Genomic DNA, 14,115 nt, shown 5'->3' with positions numbered 1-14,115 from the left:
CCCCCTTTAGGGGGAAGGCCGCGGAGCGGGCAGGGGGCAGTTAAATTTTGTCTTGATAGAGTCGTCCCTGCCAGGTATCCAAATCCTCCATTCTCTTCTCAATAAGACTGACAATCTGATCGGTACGCTTCTTGCCCCACCCCTCTCCTGTCAGAAACCTTGGAGGAGCTTCGCCTGTGAAACGCTCTACAACGATGTTGGGATTAAGTCGTTCAAGAAATCGTATGAAGAATTCAAGATATTCATCCCATCCAAACAGCTGAAAATCTGCAGGATTGAGCTGAAATTCCGTCTCCATAGCCGTACCCCTGATAATCTGAAGCTGGTGAAACTTAACCGTTTTCAGGGGAAGGTGTGAAATAATTTCTGCCTGGTCAAGCATCTCATCCCTGGTTTCGCCGGGCAATCCGAAAATAAAGTGAGCACCAGTATTTATTCCAAGAGAAGCTGTTCTCTCAACCGCGTCGACAGCTTCTTCGAATGAATGACCACGGTTTATCCTTTTCAGTGTTTTGTTGTAACACGATTCTATTCCGTACTCTACAGCAACATAGTTACTGGAAGAGAGCTCTTTTATCAGTGCCAGCTTTTCATCATCAATACAGTCTGGTCTGGTTCCGATAATAAGTCCTATAACTTCAGGAAAATTCAAAGCCTCCTCATATAGATTTCTGAGAGTTTCAACAGGCGCATAAGTATTTGAAAAGGCCTGAAAATAAGCAAGATATGAAACAGCCTCACTGTATCTCCATTTGTGAAACTCTACTCCCTCTTTAATCTGTTGAGAGACAGATTTCTCAGGCAGGCAATATGACGGATTGAATGCATCATTATTGCAATAAGTACAACCTCCAGACCCTTTCGAACCATCGCGGTTAGGACAAGTAAACCCGGCATCGATTGAAACCTTCTGAACCCTGGCTCCATAGATCCTTCTGAAATAGTTTGAATATGCATTGAATCTGCGATCATGCCCCCATGGAAAAACCCTGTTTTCGTTGATTATTACTGACATTTAAGCAGATACAATTTTATTTTTGTCGACGTACCAGATAAAAGCTTCGGTATTATTATAGCCCATATCAACTATTAAACGGCGGTAGAGCTCAACTTGTTCAATATAGCGGTCACTCTCCTCTCCGAATTTAAAATCGATTATGGTTGCTTTTCCATCCTTAAAAATCACCCTGTCGGGCCTTCTGGTATCACCTGATTTTAAAAGAATACCAGCTTCATTCATTACCTCATTTCCCGGATTAAACCATTCTGAGACCTCAGGTGTATTTATCAGGGAAAGGATTCGTTTCTCGAGACTACCTGACTCTTCCTCAGGCAGTTTTCCTTCCAAAACGAGTTTCCTGATTGCGAGAGGGAGATCATCCGGGGTATTTATGCCTTCAAATACCTCATGCATTAACTTACCGTAATTAATTTTCTTCCTGAGTTCTGCATCATCACCAGAAAAATAATTTTCGCCATGAAGTTTGAGTTTTAATGATTCCATTTTCTGACTAACATGATAATCCTTAGAAGAAATATTAACAGGAGTAAGATCAGCCCTTCTGTTTTCTGTAATCTCTCCATATTCAAACACACCTTTTTCAGCATCATAATACTTTGATAGAGGCATTACGGAATCCACTCCGCTGCTAACAGCACTGACAGCATTTTTCAGAATACCTGCTACGGTACTCTCAGATCTCGGATTATTTACCGAAAATCCATAGATAACATCTATCGCCCTTGTCATGGCCACATACAATAGGTTAATATTGTCGAGATAGACAGACTGTTTTTCTTCTTTGAAAGAATCACTGAAAATTGTCTCGGACAGATCCTTACCGTATTTAACAGGTAGAACTCCTAACTCATTGAATGGCGGTTCTGATGGAGTTACCCACAGAACAGGCTGATTTGAAGCCATGTGATCGAGATTCCACGAAAGGAATGGAAGAATTACCACCTTAAACTCGAGACCCTTCGATTTATGAATGGTAAGTATGCGCATAGCTTCCTGGTTCGATGGCAGAACAACTGATTTCTTTATTCCGGTAGTTTCCCACCAGTCGAGGAAAGAATGAAAATCAGAATTTCCGCTTCCTGAAAAACTAACAACATAATCCTGAAAAGTATTCAGGTAAGCCACATTCCGGGAATAATCACCAAGATGAAAGAAGCCGATAATATTCTCAACGGCCTCAAAAAGAGGCATTTGTTTTATTCTTTCAAGAGTAATAACATAATCCTCAGGAAAAAATCTTTGTGAATCCTCAATCAGATTATTGCTTACAAGAGGAGCCTTGTCTGCATTTTCATCACCTTTAGCCATCAGATATAAACGGAGCATTGCAGCTCTGCTGATCATGTCGGAAGGATCATTAACAACTGTAAGAACCGAAATGATAAAGTTAATAACGTGGGAATTGGAAAGCAGCAGAGAATCATTTGAAACAACACTGAAATTGTACTGAACTCTTTCCCCGTCAGACAGATTATTTGCGTGGTTAATGATCGTTTTGAGAACCCTTGCCCCCTCCTTTCCATCCCTTACAATAATGCCAATATCTGACGCCCCATAGCCCTTATCCTGAAGTGTTCTGATTATGCCGGGCAGACGTTCAAGAACAGTCTCCTGCCATTCCTTTTCCTTGTCATTCTCAATGAATTCAAGCCGAACATATCCGCCGGGCTTTTTACCCGGATCGATCTGTACTGCTTCAGAATAGAGATCAGCAAAACTTACAGTAAGATTATCTTCAGAAAGTGACTGGTCCACCTGCCGGGGTATTATCGTAAACAGTGAATTATTGAAACTGATAATATTTGAACTGCTTCTCCAATTTGTTGTCAGTGGTTTACTTAGAAACCTGTCATTATCAACCTGACTGTTCAGTACCCGTCCAAGGATCTGCCAGTCGCTGTTTCGCCAACGGTAAATTGACTGTTTTACATCGCCAACCACAAGATTATCAAACCCTTCAGCCATACTGTTCTCTATGAGCGGTCTGAAATTATTCCATTGAATAATTGAAGTATCCTGAAACTCATCAATCATAAAGTTCTCAAATCTGTTGCCTGCCTTTTCGTAAATAAAGGGAGACTGGTCGCCTTTAGTAATAAGATTCAGGACGTCACCAGCATCCGAAAGAAGAAAGCTGTTTTCAGATGTCGTTATACTGTGTACGTAATACAGTACATCCGAGAGTATACCTAATGCATAAATATTTTTAAGTACAACACTGGCAGTATTATATTTTTTTATGTTCTCATCATAGTAGCTTATTGCTTCCCTGACAATATTTTCCAGGCCATCGCTTATTGCATCCTGAAGCTGCGGCGCCATCTTCCCGGTCGACCATCGTGGCGGATCAGACATAACTTCCCTGATATAGCTGTTTGGCGCAATAATATTCCCTGCGGCAAAGGACTTCAGTAACCGGGGAACTCCCTGTCCCTTCCGGTAAAACATATCATCTGTTAGCTCAAATGTCGAATAGATCATCAAACCAAGAGTCCCTGATTCGGTAAGTTTCTTTTCGAATGATGCAATCAACGATTTTATCTTTTCAATATAATCGAGCAGGAACTGCTTGTTTTCAAGATTTGATCTTTCGCTCTCAGAAAGGATCTTGAATTTTTCCTTAAACAGCTCGTCTGCAAGCCGTGTAATACCATTCTTCAGGTTCCAGCTTTTCTCATCATCAATATTTGACATCGCATAGCTTGTCAGCCACTTCTTCAGCTGCGGGTTATCTTTGGCAGAATCAATCATCTCATCAATTGCGGCTGACAGTATTACACTGTGATCGAGCTCAATATTGAATCCTGAATGCAATCCTGCTTCCCTTGCAAAAGCTCTGAGTATTTTTTGAAAAAAACTATCAATTGTAGATACTGAGAACCGTGAATAATCGTGAAGAATTGAATTCAGGATTGCTTTGGCCTCGGTTCTGATAAACTCTTCACTTTTTCCTGTTTCGGCTATCAGTGAAGACAGGTATTCTGATTTTTCTCCCGCAGAGATTTTATGAAGATTATCGAGTATCCTCGATTTCATTTCAGCGGTAGCTTTATTTGTAAAAGTAACCGCAAGAATCCTCCGGTAATTATATCTCGATTTGAAGAGTGCTGAAAGGTAAATGCCTGTCAGTGTGTATGTTTTTCCCGATCCTGCCGATGCGCTGTATATGGTCAGAGTACCTTTTCCCATGGACTAAAGTTACGATATTTTTGCCCCCAAACCCCCTAAAGGGGGCTTAACTTTTGCTATATTTGCAAAGTGAAAAAGAAGGTTGTCATAGGGCTTTCAGGTGGTGTGGATTCAAGCGTAGCAGCGTGGGTACTCAAAGATCAGGGCTATGAGGTTATAGGTCTGTTTATGAAGAACTGGCACGATACAACCGGCTTGCTTCAAAGTGATTGTCACTGGGAAGATGACCTTATGTTTGCTGAGATGGTAGCCAAAAAGCTCGGAATACCATTTCATCAGGTTGATCTGAGCGAACCATACCGTCAGAGGGTAGTCGACTATATGTTTGCAGAATATGAAAAAGGAAGAACTCCAAATCCTGATGTACTCTGCAACAGAGAGATAAAATTTGATTCATTTGCTGAGGAAGCCAGAAAACTTGGCGGTGACTTTGTTGCCACCGGACATTACTGCAGAAAGGAAACAATAAGTGTTAATGGTACACTTGTTCACAGACTGCTTGCAGGAACAGACAGTAATAAAGATCAGAGTTATTTTCTATGCCAGGTCAGCCAGGAACAACTTTCCACTGCCCTCTTTCCTGTTGGCGATCTTAAAAAACCTGAAGTAAGGGAAATAGCAGAAAAACTTGGACTGGCAACGGCTCAGCGAAAAGATTCCCAGGGGATCTGCTTTGTAGGTAAGGTACATCTTCCGACTTTTCTTCAGCAGAAACTTGAGGCTAAGAAAGGGGATATAATAGAAATAGTTGACCCTCCTTCGTTAAAACTTCGGAGGGCGAAGGTTGATGGGATTGAGAATGATGTCACTGATGAATTGTTAACAAATATTACTGATCCGGCCTGTTATGTAAGATCAGATGGCAAAGTTATCGGTCAGCACAATGGCGCTCATTTTTTTACAATTGGTCAGAGGAAGGGAATGAATGTTGGCGGACATAAGGAAGCTCTGTTTGTTATTGCCACTGATGTAGCCGATAATATTGTATATGTAGGTGAAGGACAGGAACATCCCGGACTCAACAGAAAGGGCCTTTTCATAAGAAAAGATGAAACACACTGGATCAGGACTGATATGCAAATGCATCCGGGTGAAACCCGTGAATACATGGTGAGGATAAGGTATCGTCAGCCACTGCAGAAAGCACGTCTTTTCTGCCGCGAAAACGGAATGTATATTGTATTCGATACTCTTCAGCGCGGCATTGCCCCCGGTCAGTTCGCGGCATGGTATGAGGGCGATGAGGTTATCGGGTCGGGGGTCATTGATAAGTAAGCACAGGGCACGGAGCACAGAGCACAGAGCATAGCGTAAAGCGTAGAGCGTAGAGCGTTGAGATTAGAGCGCTGAGCGACTAGCACCCAGCACCCACCCAGCACCCAGCACCCACCGCGTCCTCCGTAGCTTTAGCGCAGGAGGAGCCCCTATTTCTTCTTAAGCATTTCAACTTCCTCCTTTAGCAAATCAATCTGTTTCTGCTGGTCTTTTATGGCCTGAAGCAGGACAGCTGTTAAACCGTTATAATTTACTGCTTTAAACCCTTTTTCATCGGTTCTGACGAGCTCAGGGAAAGACTTCTCAATCTCCTGGGCAATAATCCCTATGTATTTATTTTCCTCAGAAGGAATACCCTTTGAACTTTCTGTATTGTAATTGTATTTTATAACATCCATTTCTTTCACCTTATCAATGACTCCATCTCTATCAATCGACTTAACATTTTGCTTTAATCGTATATCAGATCCGGTCCAAAAATCGCCTGTTGCATATACCAAACCTGAAACATACAGATTATAGAAAGTTGATGGAGCAGCATTAATTCCAACACTTGCGTTTAACCTGAGCTGGGATGTTGAAAAGTCGCCATAAAGCAGGGATGATGAGCTTGGTGTTGATGACCAGCCATTTGCAATAACAAGTTTGTTGCTTCCATATTCATATGCGCCTGCTTCGAATCCGATCATGACATTTTTTGAACCTGAAGTATTATAATATCCTGCGCTGGGTCCGATGTATGTATTGTAAGAACCGGAAATATTTTCATGACCTGACTGATGACCAAAGAATGCATTTCCAATACCTGAGGTGGTCTCGTAGCCTGACTGAAAACCATAAATTGTATTATAATCTCCGGTAACCGCCTGTCCTGCAACATTTCCCATAACTGTATTATAGTTTCCGGTTGCAGTTTCTCCCGCACTGTTGCCCACATAGACATTCCAGCCACCTGTGGTATTCGAGGAACCGCTCAGATTACCTATAAAAGTGTTGAATCTTCCTGTTGTATTATCATAACCGGCATCGCTTCCCAGAATAACGTTTTTATCACCTGAATTCGTGCTTGTTCCTGCATTATTACCAATAAAAACATTATAGTTAGCCCCCACATTGTTATAACCTGCAAAGTTTCCAATGAAGACACCTGCTTTTCCCATGTTATTATAACCGGCATCAGTGCCTATGGCAACATTGTAACTTGCTGTATCATTGTAATATCCGGCACCCATTCCGATGAAAACATTCTGCTTTCCTTTTTCATTCGAATAACCTGCTTCCTGTCCGACAAAAACATTAAAATTTCCATTATTATAGTATCCGGCGAGAGTACCTATTGAAACATTATAAGAAGCAGTGCTTGTTGCAGTATGCTTTGCCATTCTGCCTGCTTCATTTCCTATGAAAACATTGGATACACTTGTTTCACTGGCATAACCTGCATCCTTACCAAGGAACACATTCCAGCTGCCATCTTTATTACCAAGTCCGGCATTTTTGCCCATGAATAAATTCTCTATTCCGGAAGTATTATTGAGTCCGGCTGAATCACCGAAAAATGTATTGGATGATCCTGAAGTATTCTTATAACCTGATCGGTATCCCAGGAAGGCATTAAATTTCCCGGTAGTAATGTTTTTACCACTGTTGTGTCCAATGAAATAGTTATCAGGAGTAAGCTGCATAAAGCTCTCGGATGCACCTTTGGCACTTCCAAAATCACCAATGGCAAACCCTCCTTTGGGTGCTTTTCCTGTTTTTTTGTCGACATATACCCTTACACTATCAGAATTAACGGTAAGGTAGTTTTGAGAAACACCTTTGTCTGTTCCGAAACTGCCGATAGCAAAACCACCCTTCGGGCTTTTAGCAATACCATCATCAACATAAACCCTAACCCCTTCATTGTAAACTGCAAAAACAGTCTGTCCATTAAGATTTTTTACTTCAAAGAGTGCTGAATCAGGAGATGTGGCCAGTCCGCTTACCTTTAACTTATCGACCTTTGCAGAAAAATTTGAAGCCACCATAGCATAAGGCACGCTCCATAGTTTTGCATTACCCATGCTCTTCCATGCATTCTGATAAAAGATCTGTGTCTTGAGGAACATTTGGGCAGTTGACCAGTTAATTGCTTTAAAAGTAAGTGCAGTAGATGTCGCTTGTCTGACTCCTGATCCCACTACCAGGGAAAATACCCCATGCGCATTTGTTTTTACTGTTGAATGTAACTCTTCCCACAATATTTTTGGAACAATAGTGTCTGACAGGATGCTTATTTTTACCTGAAGCACTGTGTTCCTTATCGGATTACCTGATGCATCACCGGCAAGAGCCTGGTAATTAAAGCCCTGAGGGACCTGAGAAGACAAAAGATAAAAGGAAAAAGACAAAAGGACGGTCAAGAGGAGTTTAGTTTTCATAGGTATGAGAATTTGAAAATTAATCAGTTTGAAAATTTGAAAATGATATTCTCTACATGTATTAAACAAGCAATTTGCTTGGAAAGTTAAAATAAATGGAAATTTAAACCAAGTTTTTTTTATAGGTTCAAGGGTAGCTTCGTCGCTGAGCTCCTCGCAATGACCGTTAACGTTTTCATAATTGTCATGGCAAAAGGACAAAATAAACTTATGTGCACGTCATTGCGAGGCACGCAGTGCCGAAGCAACCCCTGAAAGTCAGTCAAAACTAAATTACATTAGTCCTGATTTTGAAGCAGGGCTTTGATCTGTTGGAGTTCAGCCTTTAGGGCTTCAATCTGACTTTGCTGTTCTTTAACAGCTTCAACAAGCACTGCACTCATTTTATCGTATGCAACTGACTTATAGCCATTTGACTCTGTTACCACAAATTCAGGATACATTGTTTCAAGCTCCTGAGCAATAAAACCTATGTACTTTCCCGAACCTTTGACAATATCTTCATCATCAATGAGATCAAATCTTACTCCGCGAAGATTCATAACCATTTCGAGAGAACTTGTAAGTGTTGAAATATTCTTTTTATACCTGATATCTGAATTGGTTAACCAACTGTACCCTGTTTCAACACGTCCATAACCTCCGATAATGTCAAGTCTTTGTCCTGGTGATGATGTACCTATCCCAACATTTCTTCCTTTTACTGCCATCGCCACAAACCAAGAAGGATCATAACCATCACACCTTAAGGAATATCCTGTGCCCTGTTGAATAAAAAGGGCTGTGCCATCAGAAGAATTTGTTGTTGCCTTTAGTGCAATCCCGTTTGTTGTATTTGTATTTTCAAAATTACCGGTGGCTGATGTTAATCCACCAAGCGAGGATGTTACACTAAGTTTGTATGTACCAGGTGAAGCTGTTCCAATCCCAAGACTGGAGTTCGTATTATCCCAATGAAGATTAGTAGGCTGTAATAATGCAGAGGTCCCGTTTCCAACCAGGACTTTATTTGCTGTCAAACTATTATCACCGGTTCCTCCCCTGGCAACAGTCAAGGTTCCTGATGTTAAATCTGCTGTACTATGATTATGGGCACCTATTACTATATTTTCCCATGTAGCCGTTCCGTCAGTCCCTGAAGTAGTTAAGACTTTACCTGCAACAGGGTTTCCGCCTCTGATCCTTACCTGCCCGTTTACGTCCAGCATCTGTGTGGGTGCATCGTGACCAATTGCTGTTTTTCCGTTTCTCAGAACGGTAAATGCATTTGAAGGTGTTACATAAGTCCCGTTTCCAATTACAAATACCGGATCAGTGTTTATTAAAGTAGTATTGTTGCCTGAAATAACATTATATGAACCTATTACAAAACTTCCTGCAGCCTGAGCCGTTGTTTCAAGTCCGGCTGCTATAGCAAACTTTCCTGTAGCCGTTGCACTATTTCCAAGAGCAATTGAATATTCTTCTGAAGCTTCTCCGTTACCGATAACCGCCGAGCTCCAACCACTTGAGGTTCCCAGTCCTATAATTAAAGAATTTAAACCAGTAGCAGTCCCTCCTCCGATAGAAATAGACCCCATTCCGCTTGCCGTGCCCTGCAGTGCCATTGAAAAATCACCACTTGCCATGGCAGACCGGCCAAGAGCAATTGAACCAATTCCTGTTGCTTTTACACCAATTCCGGCTGCGAATGATTCCGATCCCTCGGCATCAGCATCTAACCCTATTGCCATAGACAGAAGTCCGGTTGCGGAAGTTGACAACTCAAAATTATCTCCAAACAGTTTATCTTTTGAACCAATTGCAAACGATCCTCTTCCTGTAGCCAGGGCCCCCGCTCCGATAGCATAAGCATCGTCAGCTAATACAAATGCTGAGTCACCAAAAGCAAATGAGTTTTTTCCCTGTGCGTATGCATCATTCCCAATTGCTGTTGAACCCTCTCCAGCTGTTTTTGCCTTATAACCCAGTGCCTGTGAGAAATTTCCTTTTGCAATTGATTCATAGCCAGACACAAATGAGTTTTCTCCAACATTATTTACATCAGTAATTAAGACCCTGCCAACCAGAAATGCGTTCTTCAGAGGATGAAATAATATTCTGTTCTGAGATGGATTAATAATGGCTGGTGTCGCTAACGGACTCTCAACATTGAAGAAGTTCTTAACTCCTTTTGCTTCATCAAAACCTCCAATGGCAAAACCTCCCTTCGGCCCCTTGCCTAAAGGATCATCATTAATAAAAAACTTTGTTGAATCATTTGTAATCCTCATATAGGTCTGTTCATCGCCCTTTGCTTCTCCAAATCCACCGATAGCAAATCCTCCTTTTGGTGATTTTACAGCAGCGGCCTTGTCGATATACATTCTGATTTTAGTCGGATCTACAACCAATAATTCTGGTCCCGGGACTAATCCTTTTCCTTCCACATCAAACCCCCCGATTGCAAAACCACCCTTTGAGCCCTTTGAACCGTCATCAACATATATCCTGACTCCCTCATTGTAGACTGCAAACACAGTCTGACCATCCTTATTTTTAACTTCAAACAGAGCCTCTTCCATATTGGTTGTCACACCCTTTATTCCAAGCTTATCAACCGGGTTTACAAGGTCTTTTGCAACCATTGAATAGGGTACTGATTGCAACTTAGATACACCCATAGGTTTCCATCCGAGGTAGTCTATGTCGGTCTTCAGATACTTTGTCGATACACTCCAGTCAATATCAGCGAATGCGGCGGCTGTTGAACCAGTTACCTTACTTCCTGTTCCGACAATAATATTGAACAATCCCTGGGAATTAGGTATAACACCGAGGTGATCTTCAATCCAGTAAGTCACTCCACCTGTTTCCAATTCCTGAATTGTAATACGGACAGTGATAGCTGTTGTAACAGGACTTCCTGAATAGGTCGCTATGGCCTGATAATTAAAGCCTTCAGGTACCTGGGAAGACAAAAGATAAAAAGAGAAAGACAAGAGTACAGTCAGAAAGTATTTTGCTTTCATAGTTATAGGAATTAGATGAAAATACATGCATAAGGACAGCAACAGTATTCGTCTGAAAAAGAATTTATATGGCAAGATAAAATAAATGGAGATTTATAACAAGTTTTTTGCAGGAATGGTTTAGGACCAAAGGGTTGCTTCATCGCTTAGCTCTTCCTAATGACCGTTTTTCTTTGCAGGTTTGGTTTGGGACAGAAGGATTGCTTCGTCGCTTCTCTCCTCGCAATGACCGTTAACGCAATCATAACTGTCCTGGCTTAATGACCAAATAATCAAATTTTCGTGTCATTGCGAGGCACGCAGTGCCGAAGCAACCCCTGAAAGTCAGACAAAACTAAATTATGTTATTCCTGATTCTGAAGCAGGGCTTTAATCTGTTCGAGTTCAGATTTTAAATTCTGAAGTTCAGATTTTAATAATTGGTTTTCCCTTATTACAGATTCGATCATATACTGCTGATCCTGAACAGATTTAACGATCAATGGAGTTACTCTACCATAATCTACCTGCCACAATTCATCATCTACTAATGGTTTACTTACTGCATCAGGAAAAATATTGTAAAGATCCTGAGCTATGAAACCTGTAGCTTTTGTTTTATTGATATCATCAATAAAGTTAAAATCTTTGACTTGAATTTTCATCAGGTCAGAGAGTCCAAGTTCTGTACTTACTAAATTTTCCTTTATCCTCAGATCAGAAGGTGTGTAATATTGGACTGCAGTAGAAGCACTCTGTTTTATATACCCTATTTCAACACCATCATTCCGTAGAAATCTTATTAACTTTGCACCTGGTGTTACAAAGGTTGTCTGGCCTGCCTGAATAGTGAGTCCATCAGCAGTATTTGTATTAGCTAAATTTACAATTTTAACTGCTGGTTCTCCTGAAATGTCCTTAAATACAGTTAATCCCGGAAATACAGAACTTGAGCCAGCGCCCTCATCACCATAAACCGTAAATACGCCATGGACTTCAGTACCGTTAGCATACTCTGCCTGGTGATTAAGTATTAATTTATCAAAAGTAGCATCATTAAAAGCTACCATAGCCAGGTTCCTATCGTCACCCCAGGTAGCCTCTCCACCCTGTATCCATACATCATAAGAGCCACCATTCACAATCCTAACCGGTCCGCGAACATCTAATGTTTGCGTAGGAAGGTCTGTATTTATTCCAGTATTACCATTCTTAAGTATTGTAAAGGAATTATGAGGTACACCTACATAAAGACTATTTCCAACCTCAAATAAAGGATCAGTATCTGATGCTAACAATGGGTTTCCTCTTCCTGTATTACCGAATCCTATCGCAATTCCATAAGTAGAATTGGAAACAACACCTGTTCCTAAAGCGATTGAAGCAAATGCATTTGCCTGAGATTCCCATCCAATAGAAATGGCTCTATCCGCTGCTGCAGTTACCCCAGATCCAATTGCAATTGAACTCTCACCAAGGGCTTCAGTATATGTATAGTAGGCGGGAATGGAAGGTAATGGCGGACGTGGAACAAGTGGATGGTAAAAAGGTGACCCTATAGCAATAGCATTAGCCTTATCAGCTTTGACACTCTCGCCCATTGCAATAGAATATTTTCCATTTGCCTGGCTGGCACTACCTGAACTAATAGAACTTTCACCCTCAGCAGTTCCTCCGAATGATCGACTATTTAATCCTTTTGCATAGCCTCCTAAGGCAAAAGAATTATTCCCTTCAGCTTTCGCCAGATTTCCAAATGCGAAGCTGTTAGTTCCTATTGTATTGGCTCCCTGACCAAAAGCAAAACTATTACTGGCTGTAGCATCTGTGATTGCAGCATTACCGATTGCATAAGATGAAGTGGCTTTTGCCCATGCACCCTGACCAAGAGAGAAACTGTTAACGGCTGCCGCATCAACTTTTGCACCATCTCCAAAAGCAAATGAATTATTGGCATTTGCTTCTGCATTTTTCCCGATCGCCGAAGAATAATCTCCAAGCGCAACTGTTTTGTAACCTAATGATTGTGAATACATTCCCTTTGCTTTAGATTCAAAACCTGAAACGAATGAGTTTTCACCAACATTTGCTATGTCTGTTATTAAGACTTTCCCAACGAGGAATGCATTCTTTAAGGGGTGAAACAGTATTCTGTTTTCAGAAGGATTAATTACACTTGGAGTCGCTAACGGACTCTCAACATTGAAGAAATTCTTAACTCCTTTAGCTTCATCAAAACCCCCAATGGCAAAACCGCCCTTCGGACCTTTAGTTGCCGGATCATCATTAATAAAAAACTTGGTCGAATCATTAGTAATTCTCATATAAGTCTGTATAGGATACCCTTTTGCTGCATCAAATCCTCCTATCGCGAAACCTCCTTTTGGCGATTTAACAGCTGCAGCCTGGTCAATATACATTCTGATTTTGGTCGGATCAACAACCAATAATTCCGGTCCGGGCACTAATCCTTTTTCTTCAACATCAAATCCCCCTATGGCAAATCCTCCTTTAGATCCCTTTGATCCATCATCAACATATATTCTTACTCCCTCATTATAAACAGCAAAGACAATCTGACCCGTCGAATTTCTAACCTCAAATAAAGCCTCCTCCATATTGGTAGTAGTTCCCTTAATTCCTATTTTATTAACGGGATTAACAATTTTTTCTGCAACCATAGAGTAAGGTACCGATTGCAACTTGGACACTCCCATTGGTTTCCATCCCAGATAGTCGATATCTGTTTTCAGATACTTTGGTGAAACACTCCAGTCGATATCAGCGAATGAAGCTGCTGTTGAACCTGTTACCTTTGTGCCTGTTCCTATTACAATATTGAACAATCCCTGAGAATTGGGTATAACACCGAGGTGATCTTCAATCCAGAAAGTCTCTCCTCCAGTTTCCAGTTCCTGTATGGTAATCCGGACAGTGATAGCTGTTGTGACCGGACTTCCTGAATAGGTCGCTATGGCCTGATAATTAAAGCCTTCAGGAACCTGGGATGACAAGTTAAGAAAGACAAAGGACAAAAGGCAAAAGACAAAAGTAAAACGAAGAAAAGAAAATGCTTTGTCTGAAGAATAAGATAAAAGTGCGGGGAGCAGAAGTTTTGTTTTCATATGCAGAAATTTGAATTATACCTGCGAATCAAAAGTTCTACTAAATTTAAAACATTCAGGTCAAATATTCAAATTTATTTGATAAGTGAATG

At 41.1% G+C, this 14,115-nt stretch carries 6 protein-coding genes; 1 reads left to right on the top strand and 5 read right to left on the bottom strand.

Features of this window, described 5'->3' with window-relative positions:
• Positions 1 to 40: 40 nt before the first annotated feature.
• Positions 41 to 1,015: a TIGR01212 family radical SAM protein gene (locus IPJ16_10145; protein ID MBK7627532.1), complete on the bottom strand. Its 975-nt coding sequence runs from the start codon at positions 1,013 to 1,015 to the stop codon at positions 41 to 43.
• The gene (locus IPJ16_10140) at positions 1,016 to 4,210 is read right to left on the bottom strand and encodes a UvrD-helicase domain-containing protein (protein ID MBK7627531.1); all 3,195 of its coding nucleotides are present in this window, start codon (positions 4,208 to 4,210) and stop codon (positions 1,016 to 1,018) included.
• Between the two features lie 60 nt (positions 4,211 to 4,270).
• Between IPJ16_10140 and mnmA the strand changes: the two genes are divergently transcribed.
• A complete protein-coding gene (gene mnmA / locus IPJ16_10135) occupies positions 4,271 to 5,485 on the top strand; it encodes a tRNA 2-thiouridine(34) synthase MnmA (GenBank protein MBK7627530.1) in 1,215 nt (404 codons plus the stop codon).
• A 149-nt stretch (positions 5,486 to 5,634) separates the two neighbouring features.
• On the opposite strand, the gene IPJ16_10130 is transcribed toward mnmA, so the two are convergent.
• The 3 genes from IPJ16_10130 to IPJ16_10120 all read right to left on the bottom strand — a co-directional run bounded on the left by IPJ16_10130 (position 5,635) and on the right by IPJ16_10120 (position 14,023).
• Positions 5,635 to 7,908, bottom strand: a complete 2,274-nt coding sequence (locus IPJ16_10130; protein ID MBK7627529.1) for a tail fiber domain-containing protein — start codon at positions 7,906 to 7,908, stop codon at positions 5,635 to 5,637.
• A gap of 278 nt (positions 7,909 to 8,186) precedes the next feature.
• Positions 8,187 to 10,919 (bottom strand): tail fiber domain-containing protein, encoded by a 2,733-nt coding sequence (locus IPJ16_10125; GenBank protein ID MBK7627528.1) that lies wholly within the window; start codon positions 10,917 to 10,919, stop codon positions 8,187 to 8,189.
• A 344-nt stretch (positions 10,920 to 11,263) separates the two neighbouring features.
• On the bottom strand, positions 11,264 to 14,023 hold the full coding sequence (locus IPJ16_10120) for a tail fiber domain-containing protein (GenBank protein MBK7627527.1): 2,760 nt from the start codon (positions 14,021 to 14,023) through the stop codon (positions 11,264 to 11,266).
• Positions 14,024 to 14,115: the final 92 nt, after the last annotated feature.

Source organism: Bacteroidales bacterium (assembly GCA_016709865.1).
Classification (GTDB): Bacteria; Bacteroidota; Bacteroidia; order Bacteroidales; family VadinHA17; genus LD21.
Note: the sequence above shows the minus strand (reverse complement) of the source record. Positions and strands in the feature narration are given on the sequence as shown.